Source organism: Streptomyces sp. NPDC002825, from assembly GCF_040295385.1.
In the GTDB taxonomy this organism is placed as follows: Bacteria; Actinomycetota; Actinomycetes; order Streptomycetales; family Streptomycetaceae; genus Streptomyces.
The window spans coordinates 1-23,399 of the sequence record NZ_JBEOVH010000051.1 but is presented as its reverse complement, the minus strand read 5'-3'; the positions used below and the strand labels follow the sequence as shown (position 1 = coordinate 23,399).

The window sequence follows — 23,399 nt, the reverse complement described above, 5'->3', positions numbered from 1 at the left end:
GGGCGTGACCGGCCGACGGCCGCCGGAACCCGTACCGGCCGGCGGCCGGAGGCTCAGTAGGGTCCGACGAAGCCGGCCGCGACATCGGCCAGCACGGGCAGATCGCTGCGCACCTCGTCGCAGACCTGCAGACACGCCTCCACGATGCCGCTCGCTCCCGGGTGGAAGGCCTCCTCCAGCGGCCGGGACACCGGCGCGGGGCTGTCCGGCAGCGTCACCCGGCGCACCGGCGCGAGGAGCGCCTGCGGGATGTGCTCGGCGACGACGGCGGCCACCTCGGCGGCGAAGCCGTAGCGGGCCCAGCTGGTGTCCGCGACGACCAGGCGTCCGGTCTTCGCCACGGACTCGCAGATGATGCCCTCGTCCAGCGGCCGGATGCTGCGCACGTCCACCACCTCGACGCTGATGCCGCGCTGGGCCAGCTGCTCGGCAGCGCGCTCCGCCTCGTGCACCATCAGGGAGGCCGCGACCACGGTGACATCGGTGCCTCGCCGGGCGATGCGGCCGACGCCGAACGGGATCGGAGTGGCCTCCTCGGGCACCTCACCGGTCAGCGGGTACAGGTTCCGGTTCTCGATCAGCACGACCGGGGTGTCCCCGGTCAGCGCCTGCACCAGCATGCCCTTCGCGTCGGCCGGCGATGCCGGTGTGGCCACGTGCAGCCCCGCGTAGTGCGCGAAGGTGGCGTGCGGGCTCTGGGAGTGGGTCGCGCCCTGTCCCCAGCCGCGGCCGACCACACCGCGGGTCACCACGGGCACCCCGCCCTTGTCGCCGCCGTACATGTACCTCCACTTGGCAGCCAGGTTCACCAGCGGGTCGAGGGCCAGGAACATGAAGTCCGCGCGCGTGTGCACCACGAGCGGCCGGTGCCCCGCCGCAGCCGCCCCGATGGCGATGCCGGCCGTGGCGTTCTCCGAGTTGGGCACGTCGATCACCCGCTTCGGGCCGAACCGGGTGAACGCCTCCTTCGTGGTGCCGAAGGTGCCCTTGACGTCATCGACGCCTTCCCCCGCGATGAAGATCTTCTCGTCGACCTCCATGCACTGCACGGTGGCCTCGCTGATCGCCTGCCAGTACGTAAGCGTGCGCATGTCCGGTTTGCTCTCCTGTCGAGTGGGTTGCGGTCAGTGGGCCACGGGCGCGTACGCGCCGTCGAGCAGGCGGTCGACCTCCGGGAAGGGCCGCTCCTTGGCGTACGCCACCGCCGCCTGGATCTCGTCGTGGAACTGCACCCGCCAGGCGGCCACCATGGCGTCGATGTCCGGCTCCTCGTCGCGCAGTTGCGCCGTGGCGCGGACGATCGGGCACTGCTCCATCCAGGAGTCGATCTCCTCCTGGGACCGGTACCCGTGGTCGGCGTCCCAGCCGGGGCCGACGTGCTCGCGCCACCGGTAGGTCGCCAGCTCCAGCAGGAACGGGCCGTTGCCCTCCCGGCAGTGCCGCAGCGCCTGCTCCGCCGCGTCCCGCACGGCGAACACGTCGTTGCCGTCCACCTGCAGGGCCTTCACTCCGGCCGCCTCGGCCCGGCCGTGGACCGACGTGCCGGCGGGCTGCCGGGCGCTCACCGGCGAGGAGATCGAGTACAGGTTGTTCTCGCACACGAAGACCACCGGAATCCGGTGGACGGCCGCGAAGTTCAGGGACTCGGCGAAGACGCCCTCCTCCGTGGCCCCGTCGCCGAAGTAGGTCAGGGCGACGCGCTGTTCACCGTCCCGGGCGAAGGCCCAGGCGGTGCCGACGGCCACCGAGATCATCTCGCCGAGGATGGCCGCCGAGCCGGCGAAGCCCACCGCCTGGTCGACGAGGTGGATCGATCCGCCGCGGCCGTGTGCGCAGCCGTCCTGCTTGCCGTAGAGCTCGGCGACCATCGCCTTCAGGTCACCGCCCTTGGCGAGATAGGGCGCGTGGGAGCGGTGAGCGGTGTAGAGCCAGTCCTGCGCGACGGTCGCCGCACAGACTCCGACCGACGTCGCTTCCTGCCCGATGGAGAAGTGGGTGGGCGTGCGCATCTCCTGCTCGTCGCGGTAGTAGTCGGCGAGAACCTCCTCCACCACGCGGATGCGCACCATGTCGCGGACCAGCCGGGCGCGGTCGGACACCATGTTCAAGCCTCCTTGCAAGCACGTTCCGTGCGGAACGTCGTCATGGGAAATTGCGGTAGCGGGCAGGCGGGCCGAGCGCCCGCGGGGTGCCGCGGCGGCCGCGCCGCGGGGGATCGGCCGGCGGTGCCGAGCGGGGTCGCGCCCGGCCCGTCGTTCACAGCTTCGCGTCGAGCTCCCGGCACAGTGCGTAGTCCGGGAGCATCCCTCGCTCCTGGGCCTCGGCCAGGGTGGGCGCGGCGAGGTCCCGGTCCGACTGGACCAGGTCGACGTCAGCCGGGAAGGAGAGGCCGATCGTGGGGTCGAGCGGGTTCATCGCGAACTCGTTCTCCGGGACGTACCCCTCGGACATCACGTACACGGCCATCGAGTCGTCCGTCAGGGACAGGAACGCGTGCCCGACACCCACCGGGATGTACAGGGCGCGGCAGGTGTCCGCGCCGAGCTGGGTCGTCACCCACTGGCCGAACGTCGGTGAGCCCACCCGCAGATCGATCAGGTAGTCCTGCAGCCGGCCGTACGGGCAGTAGACGTACTTCGCCATGCCCGGCGGGGTGGCGGTGAAGTGGATCCCCCGGAGCACCCCCCGCGAGGAGAGGTTGTGGCTGACCTGCGCGACCTGGAAGAGCGGCTTGCCGAGGTGCTCGGCGAAGACGCTCTCCTGGTACGGCGAGGCGAAGAGACCGCGGCGGTCCTTGAACACGGGAGGCGTGAACTCGAAGGCGCCTTCGATGCCCAGCTCGCGTACGTCCATCCGGTCACACACTCCGTTCGGGCGTCGGGTGGGTGCCGTGCTTGACGGCCTTCCACCACTCGGGGTTGTCCCGGTACCAGGCGACGGTTTCGGCGAGACCCTCGTCGAACGTGACGCGCGGCGCGTAGCCGAGCTGTTCGCGGATCTTGGTGTCGTCGAGGGAGTAGCGCAGATCGTGACCCTTGCGGTCGGCGACGTACGTGATCGCGGAGGAGTCCGCACCGCAGAGGTCCAGGATGCGTTCGGTCAGCGCCATGTTGGTCAGCTCGTTGCCGCTGCCCACGTTGTAGATCTCACCCGCGCGGCCCTGGGTGAGGACCAGGTGGATCGCCCGGCAGTGGTCGTCGACGTGCAGCCACTCGCGCATGTTGCCGCCGTTGCCGTAGACCGGCAGCGGTATCCCCTCCAGCAGGTTCGTGACGAACCGCGGAATCAGCTTCTCGGGGTGCTGGTAGGGGCCGTAGTTGTTGGAGCAGCGCGTGATCGACAGGTCAAGGCCGTGCGTGCGCCAGTAGGACCGGGCGATGAGATCCGAGCTCGCCTTGGAGGCGGCGTACGGGGAGTTCGGCAGCAGCGGCCACTCCTCGGTCCACGCGCCCTCGTCGATCGATCCGTACACCTCGTCGGTGGAGACGTGCACGACGCGCCGGACACCCGTGCGCAGGGCGGCCTCCAGCACCGTCTGCGTGCCCAGGGCGTTGGTCCGGACGAACTCCGCGGCACCCTCGAGGGAGCGGTCCACATGCGACTCGGCCGCGAAGTGCACGATCGCGTCGTGCCCCGGCAGCAGATCGAGCAGGAGCGGAAGATCGCAGATGTCGCCCCGGACGAAGTCGAGCCGGTCGTGGGCCGGGGGGAGGTTGTCCCGGTTGCCGGCGTAGGTCAGCTTGTCGAGGACGGTGACGGAGACGTCCGCGCCGGCGCCGTACTCTCCGGCCAGCAGGGACCGTACGTAGTGCGAGCCGATGAACCCGGCGCCGCCGGTGACCAGAAGCTTCATGCCATGTCCTCGATCAGTGCCGTGAGCCGGCCGATCACGCTGCTCGGCGTCGGCATCCCCCGCATCTCCAACGAGACCTCGCGGCTCGCCTTGCGGTAGGCGGGGTCGTTCAGCAGGTCGCCGACCGCCGACCCGACGGTCGCGGCGGTGACGGCGGCGGAGCCGGAGGTGCCCAGCACGGTTCCGGCACCGCGGGCCGCGGCCACCCGGCCGTTGGCGGCGCTCTCCGGTCCGGTCAGCGGGATCACCAGCTGCGGGACTCCGGCGTCGAACGCCGCGTAGGTGGTGCCCATCCCGCCGTGGTGGATGATGCCCTCGCAGGTGGACAACAGGGCGTTGAGCGGCACCCAGTCCACGAGCCGCACGTGGTCGTGCGGCAGGGACTCCAGCGCGGGCAGCTCGGCGCCGCCGGTCGTCACGACCAGTTCGACGTCCAGCTCCGCGGTGCCGAGCACGATCTCCCGCAACAGCGCCCCGTCGCCGTAGACGCCGGCCAGGGAACCGAGCGTCACGGCCACACGCGGCCGCCCCGCGGGCCGCAGCAGCCAGGTCGGCAGCTCGGTGCCGCCGTTGTACGGGGTGTACCGCATCGGCAGCGTGTGGGCGAGCTCCGCCCGGGGGTGCGGGGGTTCCAGCGACGGCGGGCAGAGGTCCACGGAGATGTCGGCCTCCCGCAGACCGGTGACGCCGAGCCGCTCGGCCACCGGCGCCAGGTATCCCAGCGCCGGGCCGAAGGTGGCCCTGGGGGTACCGATGCCGTGCAGCACCGCCGGGAGTCCGGCGGCGCGGGCCGCGAGCAGACCGCCCACGTGATTGGCGGGGTGCACCACGGCGTCCGCGCCCCATGCCTTGGCCGTGTCCACCAGGCGGTCCAGCATGCGCGCTCCGACCTCGCCGAAGACCGAGGCCACGTAGGAGACGAGCTCCGGGCTCGGGGCCTCCTCGGTCATGGGCGACTCGGTGGCCCTGCGCACCAGCTCCTCGTACGGCTCCGCCGCGTCGGCGTCCACCGCGACCGTCTGCAGGCCGGCCTCGTTCGCGATGCGCAGCGCCGGGCCGCCGGTGACCACGAGGACCTCGTGGCCGGCCGCCAGCGCGGCATGTGCCAGCGGGACCAGCGGCAGCATGTAGGAGGTACCCGGAATGGTGGTGAATAGATAACGCATTTCTTCTCTCCGGCGTATGGGGAGGGGGGAAGCAATGGGCCCGTCGTGGGCGTCACCGTCATGTGCCGGTCAGCCGGCCGCGGCCACCTCCATGACGTACTTCCCGTACGGAGACTTGGCCAGCCGGGTACCGAGGCGCAGGCAGGCCTCTCGGTCGATGAATCCCATGCGCCAGGCGATTTCCTCGATGCAGGCGAGGCGTACTCCCTGGCGGTGTTCCAGGATCTGCACGTACTGACCGGCTTCGGTGAGGGCGTCGTGCGTCCCGGCGTCCAGCCAGACGAAGCCGCGCCCCAGTGGAACGAGATCCGCCTTGCCGCGCTCGAGATAGATCCGGTTGACGTCGGTGATCTCCAACTCCCCGCGCTCGGAGGGCTGGAGGTTCTTCGCTATGTCCACGACCTCGTTGTCGTAGAAGTAGAGGCCGGTGATCGCCAGATTGGAACGGGGCCGCGCCGGCTTCTCCTCGAGGGACAGCAGCCTGCCCTCCGCGTCGACCTCGCCGACCCCGTAGCGCTCGGGGTCGCGCACCGGATAGCCGAACAGGACACAGCCGTCGACGTCCTTGGCCTTCTCCTGCAGCAGGGCGCTGAATCCCGGGCCGTGGAAGATGTTGTCGCCCAGCACGAGGGCCACGGAGTCGTCGCCGATGTGGTCGGCGGCGATGATGAACGCGTCGGCCAGGCCGCGCGGTTCCTCCTGCTCCGCGTAGCTGAGGGAGATCCCGAGCGGCGAACCGTCACCCAGCAGACGCCGGAAGTTGTCGATGTCGTCCGGCGACGAGATGATCTGGATCTCGGTGATGCCCGCGAGCATCAGGACCGACAGCGGGTAGTAGATCAGCGGCTTGTCGTAGACGGGCAGCATCTGCTTGGACGTGCCAAGCGTGATCGGATGCAGCCGCGTTCCATGACCGCCGGCCAGGATGATCCCTTTCACGCCCATGCCTCCATTCGGATTCTGACCATTCGCCGGTGAAATTCGGAGATTGTTTGATCGGAGCGCCATGCGACCGGCAGCTCGGACAAAGTGATTCCCGTCGAATGTCGACCGACGGGGCGAGACCGGAAGGCGCACTTCCATCACCAGGATCTGTGGCGCACCAGGGGATTTCAAGGATTCTCAGGTCAGGCCACTGTCAAGTTCCGTCAGAGCTCCGAGTGCTTTCTCCGGGTCCCTTCTCGGGCCCCGGAGACAGCACACCGGACCGTGTTCCCCAGCTTCTTCGGACCCGGGCCGCCGATCAAGACACGCAGCTTCAGGGCTGGGTCAGGTTTCCCACGGCCGGTGCAACTGCGTCGGGCGACGGCCACGTGAGTGTCAAGACTCGGTCAGGCGGCCCACAGGCCCGCCCGGCGCACGGCGTCGAGCAGTTCGGCCTGGCGCAGCGGCACCGCACGGTCGTAGGCGGGGCCCGTTCCGGAGCGGACGGAGTCGACGAAGGCGGCGACGGTGTTGCCGACCTGGTCGTCGGGGTCGAGGCGGATCTCCTCGGTGCCGGTGCGTCGTTCGACCCGGATGACGGGAGAGTGATCGGCCGGCGGGGTGTAGGCGCGGTCCACGAGGATCCTGCCCTCACTGCCCCACAGTTCGTACGAGGACCGGTACGCGTGGTCCATGCCGAAGGACACCTGGGCGTTGACGCCCGCACCGTTGGCCAGCAGGGCGGCGCCCGAGGTCTCGACCTGCCGTCCGCTGCCACGGGTGAGGTGGGCGCCGAGGACCTCCAGGTCGTCGCCGAGGAAGTGCAGGGCGGCCCGCAGCGGGTAGATGCCCACGTCCCACAGCGCCCCGCCGCCGAGTTCAGGGGCGTAACGGATGTCGGTGTCGGGCAGCCGGGGGATGCCGAACACCGCGTGGAAGGCGTGGAGTTCGCCGATCGCGCCGTCCGCGAGCAGCCCGCGGACGGCGCGGTGCAGGTGGTGATGGACGAACATCACGTTCTCCATCAGCCCCAGCCCCGACTCCCGTGCCAGGTCGAGGAGCCGACCGGTGAGGACGCGGTCCGTGGTGAGCGGCTTCTCCGCGAGGACGTGCTTGCCCGCACGCAGGGCCGCCTCGGTCCACTCGGCGTGCAGCGCCGCCGGCAGGGGCACGTACACCGCGTCGATGTCGTCGCGGCGCAGCAGTTCGGCATAGCCCTGGACGGGATCGGCACCGTAGGGCGCGGCGGCCTCCTTCGCCTTGGCCTCGTCCCGGCTGGCGACGGCGGTGACGTCGACGTCCGGATGGCGGGCCATGGCCGGCAGCATGCGGCGCAGGGCGATGTCCGCACAGCCCAGGACACCGATCCGGAGGGGAGTGCTCATCGGGTGCGCACCGCCGTCGCGTTCAGACAGGCCAGCAGCGTGCGGGCCTGGACGTTCAGGTAGTGGCCGTGCCGGGTGAGGGATGTCAGCTGGCCCGGGGTGACCCAGGCGAATCCGGCCGGCGCGTCCAGCGGCACCTCCTCTTCGGTCACCTCGACGAGCAGATAGCGGCTCTCGGCGTTGAGGAAGCGGCCGCCCTCCTCGGAGTGGACGGCCTCGTAGCGGATGCGGGACGGATCCACGCCGAGCGTGAAGTCGAGGAAGGCCGGCCGCGCCTCCGCCGGGAGGTGGGCGTAGTTGCCCGGGGTGTACTGGACGGTGGGGGCCAGTTCGACGGTGTCCAGGAAGCCGCCCTCCACGCGCGCGTGGACCAGGACGTGCGGTACGCCGTCGATCTCGCGGGTCAGGAAGGCGGCGACGCCCCGCTCGACCGGCTCGATCAGGGGCTGGGTCCAGCGGGTGACCTCACGGTTGCCGGCCTGCGCCGACACGGCGACGACGTCGAAGTAGCGGCCCTCCTCGTGGGTGATGGTCTCCTCGCCGCGCTTCCAGCCGGAGACGGTGTCCAGCGGGATGCGGCGGGCCCGGACGTGATGGCGGGACCGCTCTCCGGTGAACCAGGACAGCAGCTCGGTGTCGGAGAGCACCGCGTCCGGGTGGGTGTCCTCGTGCGGCACGCAGGACAGGACGGTCCGCGCGTCCATGTTGATCACGTTGTCCTCGTGGAGGAGTTCGCCGATCTGGCCGAGGGTGAGCCAGCAGAAGTCGTCCAGCAGCGGAACCTCGCCGACGGCCTCGACGATCATGTTGCGGTTGGACTTCTGGTAGAACCAGGCGCCGTGCTCGGACTGCAGGGCGTCGGCGATGACCCGGCCGTCGCCGGCCCGGGTGAAGTACTCGATGTACTTCACGTCCCCGCCCTTGTGCGCCTTGGTGTAGTTGCTGCGAGTGGCCTGGACCGTCGGGGACAGCTGGAGCAGATTGGGGTTGCCGGGCTCCATCTTGGCCTGCATCAGGAAGTGCAGGACACCGTCGAACTCCTTGGCCAGGATGCCGAGGATGCCGACTTCCGGCTGCTTGATGATGGGCTGCTGCCATTCCCGGTACGGCCCGTCGCCGTAGGGGCCGGCCTCCTCCACCACGTGGAGGCCCTCCACGGTGAAGAACCGTCCGCTGTGGTGGACCAGATTGCCCGTGCCCTCCTCGAAGGCCCAGCCTTCGAGGAGCGCGAACGGAATACGGTCGATGCGGAAGGCGTTGGCCCGGCGGCGCTCGTCGAGCCAGGCGTGGAAGTCCTCGGTCCGCAGATGTGCGCCCTCGGTGGTCGCGGCCGACAGGGCGATACGGGCGGCCAGACCGGGCACCCCGCGCGGGCGCACGGCGGCGGGTCCGGCGGGGTTCTCGTCCGGGTGAGACGGCATCGTCAACGATCCTTTGCGTAGCAGGGGGTGTTGTCGGGATGCTCAGGAGTGCTTCGGGCCCTGGCCGGCGTTCCACACCAGGTCGAAGGTGAACCGGCGGATCCGCCAGCCGTCGGCGGTACGCACCGCCTCGGCCTCGTAGTGGCCGCCGATGTCGAAGTGGGCCGCCGGCTCCTCGCCCTTCCGCACGTGCACCGCGGTCAGATGCGCCCGGATCCCGGCACGGTCGCCGTCGAGCTCGACGGTGTAGTTCGACCCGATGTGGTGGGTGCGCTCGAAGGTCGTCCGGGCCATCTGCTGGAAGGCGGCGAGCCCCTCCATGCCCTTGTACTCGCCCATGGGGAACGTGAGGTGGACGTCGTCGGTGAAGACCGAGCCGAACCAGGTGTCGTTCCCCCGGTTCTTGTCGAGGTGCATGACGTAGCGGTCGCACAGCTCGGCTATCTCGGCGCGGTCGCTGAGCAGCCGGACCTGGGTGCGCAGTGCGGCGATGTCGTTGTCGAGCGAAGACATGAGGAAGACCTTTCTCGGAGGGAGAGGGAGGGGGGAGGGCGGGAAGGGAAGGGGCGCGGGCGGGCGGTCGGCTCAGGCCGGACCGCGGGCGCCGGCCCGCCAGGTGCGCGGTCCGTCGAAGCCGGAGGCCCGCTCCGGCCTGCGCCAGCCGGCCAGGTCACGCCGTCGGGCGGAGACGCCGTCCGGCGCGGCACCGGCGTCCGTCAGGCGCGCGAGCAGGACCGCGCTGAGCGCGGCCAGCTCCTCCGGGTTCACGACGCCCTTCTCCACCCGGATCAGGTGCGGAAGCGTTGATGTGGTCATCTTTCGGTCACCTTTCACTGCGGCGGATTGCCGTGCTTGCGGCGCGGGAGGTCGGCGTCCTTGGCGGAGAGCATGGAGACGGCCCGGCACAGCACGAGGCGGGTGTCACGCGGGTCGATGACGTCGTCGACCAGCCCGCGCTCGGCCGCGTAATAGGGGTGCACCAGCTCGGCCTTGTACTCGTCGATCTTCTGCCGGCGCATGGCCTCGGGGTCCTCGGCCGCGGCGATCTCCCGGCGGAAGACCACGTTGGCGGCGCCTTCGGCTCCCATGACCGCGATCTCGTTGGTGGGCCAGGCCAGGGCGATGTCCGCTCCGATCGAGCGGGAGTCCATCACGATGTACGCACCGCCGTACGCCTTGCGCAGCACCACGGAGACGCGCGGCACGGTGGCGTTGCAGTACGCGTACAGCAGCTTCGCGCCGCGCCGGATGATGCCGTCGTGCTCCTGGTCCACCCCCGGGAGGAAGCCCGGCACGTCGACCAGGGTGATCAGGGGGATGTTGAAGGAGTCGCAGAACTGGACGAACCGCGCGCCCTTCTCACTGGCCTTGATGTCCAGCACGCCGGCCATGGCGGCGGGCTGGTTGGCGACGATGCCCACGACGTGGCCGTCGAGGCGCGCCAGCGCGCACACGAGGTTGGGGGCCCAGGTGGCGTGCACCTCCATGCTCTCCCCGTCGTCGACGAGCTCCTCGATCACCGCGCGGATGTCGTAGGAGCGGTTGCCGTCGGCCGGCACCAGGTCGAGCAGGGCGTCGCCGCTGCGGTCCGCCGGATCCCCGCCGCGCAGGGTCGGCGGAAGCTCCCGGTTGTTGGAGGGCAGCAGGGAGAGCAGATAGCGCACCTCGGCGAGGCAGGTCTCCTCGTCGTCGTAGACGAAGTGGGACACGCCGGAGACGCCCGCGTGCACATCCGCGCCGCCGAGCCCGTTCTGGCTGATCTCCTCGCCGGTGACGGCCTGCACCACGTCCGGACCCGTGATGAACATCTGCGAGGTCTCACGGACCATGAAGACGAAGTCCGTCAGGGCGGGCGAGTAGGCGGCCCCGCCCGCGCACGGTCCGAGCATCACCGAGATCTGCGGGATCACCCCCGACGCCCTGGTGTTGCGCTGGAAGATGCCGCCGTAGCCGGCGAGCGCGGAGACACCTTCCTGGATCCGTGCTCCGGCCCCGTCGTTGAGCGAGACGAGCGGCGCACCCGCCGCGAGGGCCATGTCCATGATCTTGTGGATCTTCTGGGCGTGCGCCTCGCCGAGCGCGCCGCCGAAGATCCGGAAGTCGTGGGCGTAGACGAAGACGGTCCTGCCCTCGACCGTGCCCCAGCCGGTGATCACACCGTCGGTGTGGGGGCGCTTGGCCTCCAGGCCGAATCCGCTCGCCCGGTGCCGGCGCAGCGCCTCGATCTCGTGGAAGCTCCCCTTGTCCAGCAGCAGTTCGATCCGCTCGCGCGCGGTCAGCTTGCCCTTCGCGTGCTGCCGCTCGGTGGCCTTGGGATCGGGCCCCTGGCGGGCCAGCTCCTTCAGTTCACTGAGCTCGTTCAGCCGGTCGGAGACCTCGGCCGAGGATTTCTCGGTCAGCATGGCGTCCCCACTCCCCTTTCGGTTCCCATCTCGATCACTTCCTGGGTGGCCGCCGCCGCTCGCGCGGCGGCGATCAGCTCCACGGCGCCGGCCGCGTCCCTCGCGTACAGGCACTCCTCGGGCAGTACGCGGAGCGCGACGCGGTGCCCCGCCTCCGCACGGAGCGCCGCGGCGGCCACGTGGCCCGGCACGGTGGGCACATTGCGCACGATCCAGCCCGGTGGCCGGGCGGGGACGGCGCCTTCCCGGCGCTCGCCCAGATAGTCGGCGGCGGGACTGCGGCCGAGCCCGGTGCCGAGGCCCTTGAGATAGGCCTCCTTCCGGGTCCACAGCCTCCCGAAGGCCGACGGCCGCTCCTCGTCGGTCAGCCACGCCAGTTCCTCCCGCTCCGCCGGATGGAGCTTGGGCAGACACAGCGCGGCGGTCACCGGTGACGGAACCCGCTGGACGTCGACCCCCACGGGAGTCGCCGCCACACCGAGCAGCACCAGCCCGTGGCTGTGCGAGAGGGAGAACTGGAGCGGCACCGGGGCGTCGAGCATGACCGGCCGCCCGCGCCGGCCACCGCGACCGGAGGCCGGGTTCCTGCCGAGGCGCACCCTGCCCGGAGCGACACCGGTATACGCGGCCAGCAGCCGGCGGAGCGCGATGTGCGCCGCCACGTACTGCAGGCGGTCGGGCGGCCGTACGAAGGCGTCGGCCCGGCCGCGCTCGTCCTCGTCGAGTTCGCCGGCCGCCATGGCCACCGGCCCGTCCTCCGTGCGCGGCGGGCGCAGCGACCACACGTCCAGCTCCCCCGCGAGGAGGGCGGGTGCCGCCCCGTGCGGGCTCATCGCCGGTGGCCGGCCGCTGTGGCGCACGGCGCGCGGGCGCCGGGCACGGACTGCTTCGTCATGGACTCACTGCCTTTCGTCAGAGGTACGCACCTCCTCGTGCGATGCACTCCCCGTCGGTGGAGCCGCCTGGCGACCCGGTGTCGGCGGCCGGGTGCCGGCGGGGAGCGGGACGGCCCGCTTCCGGGCGCGCTCGACCGCCAGCGCGACGGCCGCGGCCGCCAGCGAGACGAGCCCCCCGGCGTAGAGCCCGGAGCGGGCCCCCAGCTGCTCGGTGAGCCGGCCGACCAGCAGGGCGCCGATCGGCGTGGACCCCTGGAAGATCAACGTGTAGAGGGCCAGGACCCGCCCGCGGTACTGCGGATCGCTGCCGAGCTGGATCCGGTGGTTCGCCGCCTGCGCGAAATAGATCGTCGCGAAGCCGGTCGCCGCCAGGAGCACCGCCGCCACGGTGTACGTGGGCGCCCACCCGGTCAGCGTTTCCAGCAGTCCGAAGGCGAGCGCGGAACCGATCACCGTGCCGCTCGACGGGCGGCCGCGCCGCGCGGTGGCGGCGAAGGCCGCCAGCAGGGAGCCGGCGGCGAACGCGGTGGTGAGCAGTCCGAAGGACGTGGAGTCGGAGTGGAACACGGTCTTGGCGATCAGCGGCAGCGTGAGCTGGAAGTTCATGCCGAAGAGGCCGATCACCGCGATGAGTGCCATCGGCAGCATCAGATCCGGCCGACTCCTCACATAGCGCAGCCCGTCGACCACGCGAGGACGGCTGTCCTTCCGCACGCCACGGTGCAGTTCACCCGGCCGCATCATCCGCAGGGCCACCACCGTCGCCAGATAGCTCGCCGCGTTGAGCAGCATGACCTGACCGGTACCGAACCCGGTGATGAGCAGGCCGGCGAGGGCCGGGCCCACGACGCGCGCGGTGTTGAAGTACGCCGCGCTCAGGGCGGAGGCGTTCGGAAGGAGTTCGCCGCCGACCAGTTCGCTCACGAAGGACATGCGGGTCGGGACCTCGACGGCGTTGACGACTCCGAGACCGAACGCGAAGAGGAAGATGTGCCAGAGCCGGACCTCGCCGGCGAGCACCAGCAGCGACAGCAGCAGGGCGAGCACGCCGGAGACCACGTTGGCGATGATGAGCAGCCGCCGCTTGTCGTACCGGTCCGCGAGCCTTCCGCCGTAGAGGGTCAGCAGCAGCAACGGCGCGAACTGGAGGGCGGTGACGGTGCCCAGGGCCGTCCCCGAGTCGCCCGTGAGGGCGAGTACGAGCCAGTCCTGGGCCACGACCATCATCCAGGTACCCGCCACGGAGACGACCTGTCCGGCCGCGAAGAGGCGGAAGTTGCGCACCGCGAGGGAACGGAAGGTGCCTGTGAATGTCTTCACCATGAGCTCGGTGTCATACCTCGCGTCCCGTGCGGGCGAGACAGTCCTCCAGGAACGCGAGGGCCCGCAGGTGGTAGGAGCGGGCCGCCCATCCCAGGCTGATGTTGTGGCCCGCGTCCGGCTGACGATCGACGAGGACACGCGGTGCGGCGGTGAAGCGGGCGGTGAGGTCGGCGAGGGTCTCCTCGTCGTGATGCCACCAGGACTCGTACGCGGCGAAGGTCAGCCGGACGGGTACGCGGACCCGGGAGGCGACATCGGGGAAGACCTCCTGCCAGCGCCGGGAGTCGCGCTGCTCCTGGGCGGGCACGGGGGCCACCAGCGCACCGCTGGAGCCGAAGGTGTTCGGCGGATAGAAGCGCAGGGCCCCCCAGTTCCTCGTCCAGTGCCCGTGCCGGCGCGTGTTCGGCAGCTCGTCCGGTGCGACGGCGTACCGGTGACCACAGCCCGAGATGTCGAGGCCGAGCAGCCCGGCCCCCGCATCGTGGGCGGCCGCGGTCAGCGCGAGCTTGCCGCCGTAGGAGTGCGCCAGGAGGAACACGCCGGCTCCCGAGGCGTGCCGGGAGGTGAAGTCCCGGAGTGCCCCGTGCAGGGTCGAGGCCTGGTCGGCGAGGGGCTGTCCCTCGGGCAGCCGGGCGGCGGACGCCCCGTAGCCGGGCCGGTCGAGGGCGAGGACGGTGTAGCCGAGGCTCGCTCCGAGTACCGCCAGCGACAGGTCCGGGTGGGCCTGGCCGTGGAAGTAGCCGGAGTTCATCCCTCCGCCGTGCAGGGCGACCACCACCGCGCGCGGGGGCGTGTGGGCCGGTTCGCTCAGCAGCCCGGACAGGGGGATGCCGCCGGCGTCCAGGACGATCGGGCGCACCCGGCCGGCCACGTCCGGCCGGGCTGTCGTCATCGACGTCACGCGGTCACACCGTCCGCGTCCGGCCCCGGCGAGCCGAACCAGCGCCGCAGGGCGGTCTGCAGGTCCTCGGCGTCCGCCGACGTCCATACGACGTAGCCGTCCGGCCGGACGAGGACCGCCGCCGTCCCGTCGAGTGCGGCCGCGTCGACGTCCGCCTCCGGAACGGCGGTCACGGTCACCACACGGTCCTTCCACCCCTCCGCCGTCCCGCGCAGTCCGGCGTCGTCGGCGAGGTCGAGGAGCACGCCCTGGCCCGCGTGGAGCAGTTCCGTCGTGCTGGTCCGGCCCGCCGCGCCGCTCAGCGCGCGGTGGCCGATGCGCCGTCCCAGCAGCGGGTGCTCCCCGTCGCCGACCTGGTAGCGGATGTCCAGACCGCTGACGATGCCCGCGAGATGCCGCTTGACGTCGTCGTACGCGATGAGTTCGGTGAGCAGTTCGCGCAGCGGGTCGCTCTCCTCGCCGCCCAGGAAGATCATGCCCTGGGCGCGGGTGTTCATCAGCAGCCGCTCCCCCGCCGCGTGCCGCTCGCCGTGGTACGTGTCCAGCAGGCCGGAAGGCGCCCGGCCCTGCACCACGGCGGCCAGCTTCCAGCCGAGGTTGGCCGCGTCCTGGACGCCGGTGCTCAGTCCCTGGCCGCCTGCCGGGAGATGGATGTGTGCCGCGTCGCCGGCGAGCAGCACCCGGCCGCGCCGGTACTCGGTCACCTGGCGCGTGGCGTCGGTGAAGGAGCTGACCCACTCCGCGGTGCCGTCCCCGATGTCCTCGCCGGTGATCCGCCGCCAGGCCTCGGCCACCTCCGCGAAGGTGGGCGTCTCGCTGCGGTCGCCCGCCGGGGTGCCGTGCTCACAGACGATGATGCGGTCCACGCCCTCGCCGAGCGGGGCGGCCATCACCATGCCGTTCGGCAGGCGCTCGCCCAGGAACCGCGGTTCGAGGTCGCAGCCGACGACGTCGGCCAGGTACATCCCGCGGGTCGCCGGGGTGCCGGGGAAGTCGAAGCCGGCCGCCTTCCGCACCGCGCTGTGCCCGCCGTCGCAGCCCACCAGATAGGCGGCGCGCAGCCGCTGCTCGCCCTCGGCGGTTCCGAGGGTGACTTCCACCCCGTCGGCGTCCTCGGCGAACGCCAGGAACTCCCAGCCACGCCGTACGTCCGCGCCCAGCTCGGTCGCCCACTCCTCCAGTACCGCCTCGGTCTTCGACTGCGGGATGCCCCGGGCACCGAAGTGGGCACCCTCCAGCACCGTGTAGTCGAACTGCACCCCGCCGAAGTGACCGAGCGGGCTGGTCTCCAGCGTGCTGCCCTGCCCGAAGCGCGGGAGCAGTCCACGCTGGTCGAACACCTCCATGGCACGGGCGGTGAAGCCCAGGCCACGCGACTGCCCGGTGGGCTCCGGCAGCCGCTCCGTCACGATGACCCGCGCTCCACCGAGGCGCAGTTCACCGGCGAGCATGAGTCCGGTCGGGCCGGCGCCGACGATGATGACGTCCGTTTCCACGGCTGTTCCCTCCATTGTTGAGACACCGCGCCCCCGGCGGTTCGCCGGGGGCGCGGTGGCGTACGCGCTGGACCGGGGCTTCGCGATCAGATCTCTGCGGACCGCGAGTGGACGGCGCGGAAGCTGTTCGCCCACCGGTTCGTGGCCAGGGAACGGGCACGGACCCGGCCCTCGCGGACGTCGGCCGGCCGCTCCTCCTCGGGGAGGGTGTGGAAGGCGTCGTACAGCTCCTTGCTCTCCCACTGGGCGTAGTTGGCGACGAACCTGCCGTCGAGCCCGCGGTAGTACGTGTGGGAGCGGTAGCCCGGAACGGTCTTCAGCCACTCGTCCGGCTTCGCCAGGGTGTCCAGGAGCTCCTTCTGGTTCTCCGGCTCCACGCTCAGGAGGATGAACACCGCGTAGTCGTCCCGCTTCGGCGAGATCTCGATGGACTCGCCCAGACCCGGGTGGTGCTGGGTGAACTCCACCTCCGTCTTGAGCAGCCGGACCGAGGTCGCGAGCTCGTTGAAGAGCGGCACGGTCTTGTTCTTGAAGCGGTCCCCGGAGTAGCGCGCCTCGAGGGCCGCCAGATCACGCCACTGGATGTAGTTGAGCGTGCCCGGGGTGTCCACACCCGCGTGCACGGTGGACGAGATCCACCCGGGGTAGGTGGCGTTGTCGACGATGTCCTTCATCTCGTCGACGACGCGCTCCTGCCCTTCCCAGGTCTTGGTCTCGAACAGGTTGAACACCGTCAGGTAGCCGTCGTCGGGGGAGATCAGTGGCATGAGATTTCCTTTACAGAGAGAAGATCGGTCTGCGCCGCGCCGAACCAGCGCCGTAGGGCGTCGGAGGCACCGGCCTCCCCGGAGCCCGCCCGGACGACGTGGCCGTCGGGGCGGACGAGGAGGCAGTCGGTGCCTTCCAGAACACCGCCGGGGCGGGCGTCGGAGAGGTCCAGTCGCACACCGCGCCCGGTGCGCAGCAGGGCCGTGGTGGTCGTACGCCCCTGGTCCGTCATGAGGTCCAGGTGGGGCAGGCGCGCGCCCAGCAGCGGGTGTTCGCCCTCGCCCACCGCGTAGCGGATGTCGAGGCCGCTGATCATCCCGGCCAGGAGCTCCCGTACGTCCTCCAGGGCGAGGAGTTCGCCGAGCAGCGCGCGGACCGGGTTCACCTCGGCGCCGCCGAGCAGCAGCAGCGCCTGTGCCGTGATGTTGGACAGGACCCGTCGGCCCACCGCGTGCCGCTCGTCGTGGTAGGTGTCGAGGAGCCCTTCGGGCGCCGTGCCGGCGACCTGCAGGGCAAGTTTCCAGCCCAGGTTGAACGCGTCCTGCAGCCCCAGGTTGAGGGCCTGGCCCCCGATGGGCATCTGCTGGTGGGCCGCGTCGCCGGCGAACAGGACACGGCCGTGGCGGTAGCGGGCGAGCTGGCGGTTGGCGTCGCCGAAGGAGTTCACCCACAGCGGGGTACCGCCCCGGATGTCCTCGCCGGTGACCCGCTCCCAGGCCGAGGCGACCTCCGCGAACCCGGCCTCCTCGGTGCGAGCCGCGGCGGCGTCGCCGAACGCGTGCACCATCACGCGCGTGACGCCGTCACCACGCCGGGCCGCGATGGCGAGCCCCCGTGCCAGACGCTCGAAGCGCCGGTCGGGGACGTCGATGCCGGCCACGTCCGCACGCAGCAGCTCCCGGCCCGCGTCCGTACCGGGGAACTCCGCCCCGGTCAGACGGCGTACCGCGCTCTGCTCGCCGTCGCAGCCGACGACATGGAGACCGCGCACCCTGACGGTTCCGCCGGGACCGACGGCTTCGGCCTCGACGTACTCCTCGGTCACCGTCAGACCCCGCAGCTCGTGCCCGCGCCGGATGTCCGCGCCCAGGCCGCTCGCCCATTCCTGGAGCAGTTCCTCGGTGCGGGTCTGGGGCACCTTCCACTGGCCCGGGTACGGGCTGGGAAGGGTCAGATCGAGCGGGATCCCGCCGAAATGCCCGCGCGGTTCGTTCGGTGGGGTTCCGAGCGACTCCAGCAGGCCTCGGCTGTCGAGGACCTCCATGGTGCGGGCGTGCAGAGTGGAGGCCCTGGACTCCATCGTCGGCGCGTCCCGTCGCTCCAGAACGATCACATCGGCACCGCCGAGGCGCAGTTCACCGGCGAGCATGAGTCCGACCGGTCCCGCGCCGACGACGATGACCTGGGTTTCCAGGCGGTCCGCGGCCATGGTCAGCGCTTGGCCTCGGCGTAGTCCTTGGCGTGCCCCAGGGTCGCGCGGCTGTTGGTGCTGAGGGCGCCCTGGACGTACTCCCTGGCATCGGAGACCGTCGCGTCCTCGCCGAGGATCCTCGCGATGTTCTCGGTGTTCAGGACGACGGTGTGCTGCGAGGAGGCGGAGACCCCGCCGTCCTCCGTCTCCTCGAACGTCCAGTAACCGGTGTGCAGGGTCATCAGCGCCGGCAGGGTGACCTGCTTGTAGGCGATCCGGCGGTCGGGGAAGCACACCCGGAAGGACTTGGTGGTGTGGGTCGAGCCGTCCTTGGCGCGGGTGTCCATCTCCAGGGTCTGCAGGCCCGGGGTGTCCTCGTCGAGGCGTACGGTCGCCACGTGCGGCAGCCGCTCCGACCACAGGTTCGCCTCGTTGATGAAGTCGTAGACGTCCTTGGCCGAGCCGTCGATCCGGACGGTGTCCTCGAAGGAGAACGTCAGCGCCTCGTCGGCGTGCGCCCGCTCGACGTTCTCCTTCAGGGCGGCGAGCTCGGAGCGGGAGTTGCGGTCGACGGCCTCGTCTATCCACTGCAGGCTCTCGGGGTCGTCGTCGATGGCCCGGTAGTCGTGCAGCAGCCGGATCCTCGACTCGTTCCCGTCCAGCGGCTCGATGATCCAGGCGCCGCCCATGGAGGCGACCGGCGGGGTGGAGACCTCCTGGCGGAAGGTGATCCGCAGGCCCTCCGGGTCCAGCGTGCGGCGCGACGTCCAGTTCTTGGCCTCACCGTTGGCGGTGGCCCAGATGCGGATCCGCTCCTCGTTCTCGCCGCGCTCCACGTGGTCGACGTAGATGGTGGGCGGGAAGATCCGCGGCCAGTTCTCCACTTCGGCGATCAGCCGGTAGACGGCGGTGGCCGGGGCCGAGACCGTGATCTCGTGCTCGACCTCGCGCAGGCCCTGCTCAGGCATGCTCATACTCCTTGGTCTTGGTGCGGTCGGATCAGAAGTTGCCGAGGCCGCCGCAGACGTTCATGGCCTGCGCGGTGATGGACGCCGCGGTGTCCGAGGCCAGGTAGCCGACGAGCCCGGCGACCTCCTCGGGGGTCGAGTAACGACCGAGCGGGATCTTGGCCTGGAACTTCTCGAGGATGGCGTCCTCGGTGGAGTCGTACGCGGCCGCGTAGCCCGCGCGGACCCGCTGCGCCATCGGCGTCTCGACATAGCCCGGGCAGACCGCGTTGACGGTGATGCCCGTCGGCGCGAGCTCGTTGCCCAGCGCCTTGGTGAAGCCGACCACACCGTGCTTGGAGGCCGAGTACGGAGCGCCGAGCACGACGCCCTGCTTGCCGGCGGTGGAGGCGATGTTGATGACCCGGCCGCGGTCCTTGTGGCGCATGCCGCCGGTGGTCAGCACCTCGCGGGTCATCCGGAAGACGCTGTTGAGGTTGGTCTCGATGACGTCCTCCCACAGCTCGTCGACGATGTCGGCGGTGACGCCACCACCGCTGCGGCCCGCGTTGTTGACGAGGACGTCGACCGTGCCGAACCGGTCGACGGCGGCCTGGACGAAGGCCTTGGCGTCCTCGCTCGACCGCACGTCGAGGGTGGCGCCGTCGACCTCGAGACCCTCCTCGCGCAGCTCCTTGACGGTGGCGGCGACGTTCTCGGCGTTGCGCGCGCCGATGAACACCTTGTGGTTCTGCGCGGCCAGGAGCCGGGCGACGGCAAGGCCGATCCCACTGGTGGCTCCGGTGACAAGGGCGACCCGCTTCTCCTGCTGCGGCATGTTCTCTCTTCTCCAGTGATGGTGAGGGTGCTGACAGTGGGGGCCGCCGGGCAGGTCGCCCCGCCCGGCGGCGGAGGCCCTGGATCAGGCGGCGACGACGAGGTGCTCGTTGACGGCGCTGATCAGTGCACGCGGGGTGTCGGCGTCGGTCAGTACGGAGTCGTCGAGGGTGATCTCGTACTCGCGCTCGATGCGGCTGCCGGTCTCCAGGAGGGCCAGCGATTCGTAGCCCAGCTGCTCGAACTGCGTGTCGAGGATGTCGCCGTCGAGGTCCACACCCTCATCCGCGCCGGCGCCCTCGAGCAGGATGCGCTTGAGGTCTTCGAGGGTGAATTCCTTCGTGGCCATGTTCAGGTCCTTCCTTCGTCTTCTGTCCGGGTACGCGCGTGGTCGGTCGTCGCGCGGGGTGGGGGAGGCGCCTCCCGCCGGCCGGTTCGGGGTGAGGGCCGGCGGAAGGCGCGGTTCGCGAGGGCTAGTCGGCGGACCGGGCGACCACGGCGGAGTTGAAGCCGCCCTCGCCTCGGGCCAGGACCAGCACGGTGCGCACCTCGGCGGTACGCGGCTGGGAGACGACCAGATCCAGGTCGTACTCGGCGGCCGGCTCGACATTCACGGTCGGCGGAATGATGCCCTCCTCCATGGCGAGGAAGGCGGCGGCCAGGTCCAGCGGGGCGGCGCCCGAGTAGAGCCTGCCGGTCATCGTCTTGGGCGCGGTGACCGGGACGCCCCGCGCACCGAAGACGGCGGTGATCGCCTCGGCCTCGACACGGTCGAGCTCGGGGATCGCCGCTGCGTCGGCGAACACCACATCGACGTCCTCGGGTCGCACCTGCGCGTCCGCGAGGGCCAGTTCGATCGCCTTGCGCAGTCCCGGCTCACGCCCGCTGCCGGGCTTCGGGTCGAAGGTCGCGCCGTAACCGGCGATCTCGCCGTAGATCCTGGCGCCGCGCTCGCGCGCCGCCTCGGCGTCCTCCATGATCAGGATCGCGCCGCCTTCACCGGCCACGTGACCGCGCGCGTCGGCGTCGAAGGGCAGATAGGCCCGGGCCGGCTCGTCGCGGGTGCTCAGCCGGTCGCTCGCCAGCTGGGCCACCCAGCCCCAGGGACAGATCGAGGCGTCGATCGCGCCGGAGACGATCAGCTTCGTCCCCTTGCGAATCTGCCGTCGGGCCTGCGCCACCGCGTCGAGGCCGCCGGCCTGGTCGCTGACGACCACACCGCTCGGGCCCTTCATGCCGTTGCGGATGGATATCTGACCGCTGTTGACGGCATAGAACCAGGCGAAGGACTGGTACGCGCTGACGTACTGGCTCCCCTGGCTCCACAGCTTCTGCAGCTCACCCTGGCCGAACTCGAAGCCGCCCGAGGAGCTGGCGGTCACCACGCCCATGTCGAACTCGGGCAGGTCCTCCGGACGTACGCCCGCGTCCGCGAGCGCCCAGTCCGTGGCGACCAGGGCGATCCGGGTCATCCGGTCCGTCTGCGGCATCAGGCGGCTCGGCAGGTGGTCCTCGGCCACGAAGCCAGGGATCTCACCGGCGAGCTTGGCCGGGTACTGCGCCGGGTCGAAGCGGGTGACGCGGCCGATGCCGCTCTTGCCGCTGCGGGTCGCCGCCCAGTAGTCCTTCGAGCCGAGCCCGTTGGGGGACGCGACACCCAGGCCGGTCACTACCACCTTGGTGGTCATGCCACGCTCCTCTCGGGACGGGCCAGCACCATGGCGCTCTGGAACCCGCCGAACCCGCTGCCGACCGTCAGCACCGCGTCCGTGATCTGGTCACGAGCCGTCAGGGGCACGTAATCGAGGTCGCACTCGGGGTCCGGGGTGTGCAGATTCGCCGTGGGTGGCACCACGTTGTTCTCCATGGCCAGGGCGGACGCGGCGATCTCGATGGAACCGATCGCGCCCAGCGAGTGACCGACCATCGACTTGATGGAGCTGACCGGGGTGCGGTAGGCGTGATCGCCGAGACTCCGCTTGAAGGCCGCCGTCTCGTGCCGGTCGTTCTGCTTGGTGCCCGAGCCGTGGGCGTTGATGTAGTCGATCTCCTGGGCGTTCATCCGGGCCTCGTCGAGCGCGACCCGGATGGCCTCCGCCATCTCCGCGCCGTCCGGCCGCAGGCCGGTCATGTGGTACGCGTTGCTGCGCGTGGCGTATCCGGCGATCTCCGCGTAGATGTGGGCGCCACGCTTCCTGGCGCTCTCCAGCTCCTCCAGGACGAACACGGCACAGCCCTCGCCGAGCACGAAGCCGTTCCGGGTGCCGTCGAAGGGCCGGGAGGCGTGCTCCGGGTCGTCGTACCGGGGGGTGGTCGCCTTGATCGCGTCGAAGCACGCCATGGTGATCGGCGAGATCGGGGCGTCCGAGGACCCGGCGATCATGACGTCGGCGGAGCCCTCGCGGATCAGCTCGACGGCGTGGCCGACCGAGTCGATGCCCGAGGTGCAGCCGGTCGACACCACGGTGCTCGGTCCCTGAGCCCCCACGGCCCAGGCGACCTCGGCCGCGAAGGAACTGGGAACCAGGTAGTTGTACAGGTGCGGGACCGCGTACTCGTGGTCGACCAGGTCCAGCCGGCCGCCGTCGCTGACGATCCGGTACTCCTCGTCGAGCCCCATGGTGGCACCGACCGCGCTGCCGATGGTGACACCGGTGCGGTACGGGTCGAGCTCGCCGAGCTCGATGCCGCTGTCGGCAACCGCGCCCCGCGCCGCGACCACGGCGAACTGCGCGGCCCGGTCCATGCGCCGCACCTCCTGCGGGCGCAGGCCGTGCTCCTCGGGGTCGAAGTCGATCTCCGCCGCCACCCGGGAGCGGAACGGGCTGGGGTCGAAGAAGGTGATCCCGCGCGTCGCCGTGCGGCCCTCGCTCAGCAGACTCCAGAAGTTCTTGGTGCCGATTCCGCCGGGGGCCAGGACCTCGATGCCCGTGATGACGACTCGTCGGCCCGTCATGCGGACGCCTCCCAGTTGTAGAAGCGCTTGGCCATGGCGTCGGCCGGCGAGCGCCAGGTCGCCGGGTCGTACGCCTCGATGAACGGCTTCAGGTCATCGCTGATCCGGACGAATCGCGGATCGGTCTTGGCCTGCTCGATGAGCTCTCCGCCGTTGTCCGTGTCGAAGTCCTGCAAATGGAAGTAGAGACCTCGGTACGAGAACAGCTGACGTCGCCGGGTTCCCATGAGGTGCGGCATGTCAGTGGCATCGAAATCGGCGAACAGTCTGGCAACATCGGCACTCGAGCCCGGTTCCATCCGAGCCACGATCAAAGTGCTGTGCATAGGTTTTCTCTCCTCCACGACCGAATTGCTCCGGATAACCAACAGTTCAGGGACGTGGGCAAGCCAGCGTGGCTTCCAGGACGCATGGGAACGGCCTGCTGCCCTTGGAGCGACGATGCTCCTTGTGATGAACGCCGGTCGGCGTGATGCGACCCGGTGCGTTTTCCAAGGCCCAGGACATCGAATGCTGATAAATAGACTCTTCGCTTCGCGAGGTGTTTTCAACAGTTCTCAGGTCAGGCCATTGTCAATCCCTGTCAGAACTCTGTGCGGGAATTCCGCAGAAGCCCGACGTCAGTCCTTGATGTCGCAGATGGTGGCGCCGGAGGTGACGGAGGCGCCGACCTCGGCGCTCAGGCCCTTGACGGTGCCGGAGCGGTGGGCGTT

The 23,399-nt window shown here is 70.6% G+C and carries 23 protein-coding genes; all 23 read right to left on the bottom strand.

The features are described 5' to 3' along the window. Positions 1-53 precede the first annotated feature (53 nt). The 23 genes from ABT041_RS37265 to ABT041_RS37155 all read right to left on the bottom strand — a co-directional run bounded on the left by ABT041_RS37265 (position 54) and on the right by ABT041_RS37155 (position 23,012). The gene (locus tag ABT041_RS37265) at positions 54-1,091 is read right to left on the bottom strand and encodes an alpha-ketoacid dehydrogenase subunit beta (RefSeq protein WP_351193132.1); all 1,038 of its coding nucleotides are present in this window, start codon (positions 1,089-1,091) and stop codon (positions 54-56) included. A 33-nt stretch (positions 1,092-1,124) separates the two neighbouring features. Next, positions 1,125-2,102 carry a thiamine pyrophosphate-dependent dehydrogenase E1 component subunit alpha gene (locus ABT041_RS37260; RefSeq protein WP_351193129.1) on the bottom strand — a complete coding sequence of 326 codons (978 nt, stop codon included), beginning with the start codon at positions 2,100-2,102 and terminating at the stop codon, positions 1,125-1,127. Positions 2,103-2,256: 154 nt separating this feature from the next. Next, positions 2,257-2,853, bottom strand: a complete 597-nt coding sequence (locus ABT041_RS37255; RefSeq protein WP_351193126.1) for a dTDP-4-dehydrorhamnose 3,5-epimerase family protein — start codon at positions 2,851-2,853, stop codon at positions 2,257-2,259. 4 nt (positions 2,854-2,857) lie between these two features. Then, positions 2,858-3,853 (bottom strand): dTDP-glucose 4,6-dehydratase, encoded by a 996-nt coding sequence (rfbB, locus tag ABT041_RS37250; RefSeq protein ID WP_351193124.1) that lies wholly within the window; start codon positions 3,851-3,853, stop codon positions 2,858-2,860. After that, positions 3,850-5,019 (bottom strand): nucleotide disphospho-sugar-binding domain-containing protein, encoded by a 1,170-nt coding sequence (locus tag ABT041_RS37245; protein ID WP_351193121.1) that lies wholly within the window; start codon positions 5,017-5,019, stop codon positions 3,850-3,852. Before ABT041_RS37245 ends, rfbB begins: the two co-directional genes overlap by 4 nt. Before the next feature lie 69 nt (positions 5,020-5,088). Continuing rightward, positions 5,089-5,958 (bottom strand): glucose-1-phosphate thymidylyltransferase RfbA, encoded by an 870-nt coding sequence (gene rfbA, locus ABT041_RS37240; protein WP_351193117.1) that lies wholly within the window; start codon positions 5,956-5,958, stop codon positions 5,089-5,091. Between the two features lie 392 nt (positions 5,959-6,350). Then, positions 6,351-7,328: a Gfo/Idh/MocA family protein gene (locus tag ABT041_RS37235; protein WP_351193114.1), complete on the bottom strand. Its 978-nt coding sequence runs from the start codon at positions 7,326-7,328 to the stop codon at positions 6,351-6,353. Next, entirely contained in the window at positions 7,325-8,749 is a 1,425-nt protein-coding gene (locus ABT041_RS37230; RefSeq protein ID WP_351193112.1) for an NDP-hexose 2,3-dehydratase family protein, read from the bottom strand. The genes ABT041_RS37235 and ABT041_RS37230 overlap by 4 nt, the downstream gene beginning before the upstream one ends. A gap of 42 nt (positions 8,750-8,791) precedes the next feature. Next, complete coding sequence (locus tag ABT041_RS37225) at positions 8,792-9,262, bottom strand: nuclear transport factor 2 family protein (protein ID WP_351193109.1); 471 nt, start codon at positions 9,260-9,262, stop codon at positions 8,792-8,794. Positions 9,263-9,334: 72 nt separating this feature from the next. Continuing rightward, positions 9,335-9,565, bottom strand: a complete 231-nt coding sequence (locus tag ABT041_RS37220) for an acyl-CoA carboxylase epsilon subunit (RefSeq protein ID WP_351193107.1) — start codon at positions 9,563-9,565, stop codon at positions 9,335-9,337. A 14-nt stretch (positions 9,566-9,579) separates the two neighbouring features. Beyond that, positions 9,580-11,151 carry an acyl-CoA carboxylase subunit beta gene (locus ABT041_RS37215; protein ID WP_351193105.1) on the bottom strand — a complete coding sequence of 524 codons (1,572 nt, stop codon included), beginning with the start codon at positions 11,149-11,151 and terminating at the stop codon, positions 9,580-9,582. Continuing rightward, the gene (locus ABT041_RS37210) at positions 11,145-11,984 is read right to left on the bottom strand and encodes a 4'-phosphopantetheinyl transferase family protein (protein ID WP_351193103.1); all 840 of its coding nucleotides are present in this window, start codon (positions 11,982-11,984) and stop codon (positions 11,145-11,147) included. The genes ABT041_RS37215 and ABT041_RS37210 overlap by 7 nt, the downstream gene beginning before the upstream one ends. A gap of 66 nt (positions 11,985-12,050) precedes the next feature. Then, positions 12,051-13,370, bottom strand: a complete 1,320-nt coding sequence (locus tag ABT041_RS37205) for an MFS transporter (protein WP_351193101.1) — start codon at positions 13,368-13,370, stop codon at positions 12,051-12,053. 10 nt (positions 13,371-13,380) lie between these two features. Further along, positions 13,381-14,262: an alpha/beta hydrolase gene (locus tag ABT041_RS37200; RefSeq protein WP_351193099.1), complete on the bottom strand. Its 882-nt coding sequence runs from the start codon at positions 14,260-14,262 to the stop codon at positions 13,381-13,383. A gap of 5 nt (positions 14,263-14,267) precedes the next feature. Beyond that, positions 14,268-15,767 carry an FAD-dependent monooxygenase gene (locus tag ABT041_RS37195; protein ID WP_502976700.1) on the bottom strand — a complete coding sequence of 500 codons (1,500 nt, stop codon included), beginning with the start codon at positions 15,765-15,767 and terminating at the stop codon, positions 14,268-14,270. Positions 15,768-15,853: 86 nt separating this feature from the next. After that, entirely contained in the window at positions 15,854-16,534 is a 681-nt protein-coding gene (locus ABT041_RS37190) for an antibiotic biosynthesis monooxygenase family protein (protein ID WP_351193095.1), read from the bottom strand. Then, the gene (locus ABT041_RS37185; protein ID WP_351193093.1) at positions 16,525-17,964 is read right to left on the bottom strand and encodes an FAD-dependent monooxygenase; all 1,440 of its coding nucleotides are present in this window, start codon (positions 17,962-17,964) and stop codon (positions 16,525-16,527) included. The genes ABT041_RS37190 and ABT041_RS37185 overlap by 10 nt, the downstream gene beginning before the upstream one ends. A gap of 2 nt (positions 17,965-17,966) precedes the next feature. Beyond that, positions 17,967-18,914, bottom strand: coding sequence for an aromatase/cyclase (locus ABT041_RS37180; RefSeq protein ID WP_351193091.1), 948 nt, complete (start codon positions 18,912-18,914; stop codon positions 17,967-17,969). A 31-nt stretch (positions 18,915-18,945) separates the two neighbouring features. Further along, positions 18,946-19,731: a 3-oxoacyl-ACP reductase FabG gene (gene fabG / locus ABT041_RS37175; protein ID WP_351193088.1), complete on the bottom strand. Its 786-nt coding sequence runs from the start codon at positions 19,729-19,731 to the stop codon at positions 18,946-18,948. A gap of 84 nt (positions 19,732-19,815) precedes the next feature. Continuing rightward, positions 19,816-20,079: an acyl carrier protein gene (locus tag ABT041_RS37170; RefSeq protein ID WP_351193085.1), complete on the bottom strand. Its 264-nt coding sequence runs from the start codon at positions 20,077-20,079 to the stop codon at positions 19,816-19,818. Between the two features lie 124 nt (positions 20,080-20,203). Beyond that, entirely contained in the window at positions 20,204-21,418 is a 1,215-nt protein-coding gene (locus ABT041_RS37165) for a ketosynthase chain-length factor (protein ID WP_351193083.1), read from the bottom strand. After that, positions 21,415-22,686: a beta-ketoacyl-[acyl-carrier-protein] synthase family protein gene (locus ABT041_RS37160; RefSeq protein ID WP_351193081.1), complete on the bottom strand. Its 1,272-nt coding sequence runs from the start codon at positions 22,684-22,686 to the stop codon at positions 21,415-21,417. Before ABT041_RS37160 ends, ABT041_RS37165 begins: the two co-directional genes overlap by 4 nt. Continuing rightward, a complete protein-coding gene (locus ABT041_RS37155; RefSeq protein WP_351193078.1) occupies positions 22,683-23,012 on the bottom strand; it encodes a TcmI family type II polyketide cyclase in 330 nt (109 codons plus the stop codon). Before ABT041_RS37155 ends, ABT041_RS37160 begins: the two co-directional genes overlap by 4 nt. Between the last annotated feature and the right edge of the window lie 387 nt (positions 23,013-23,399).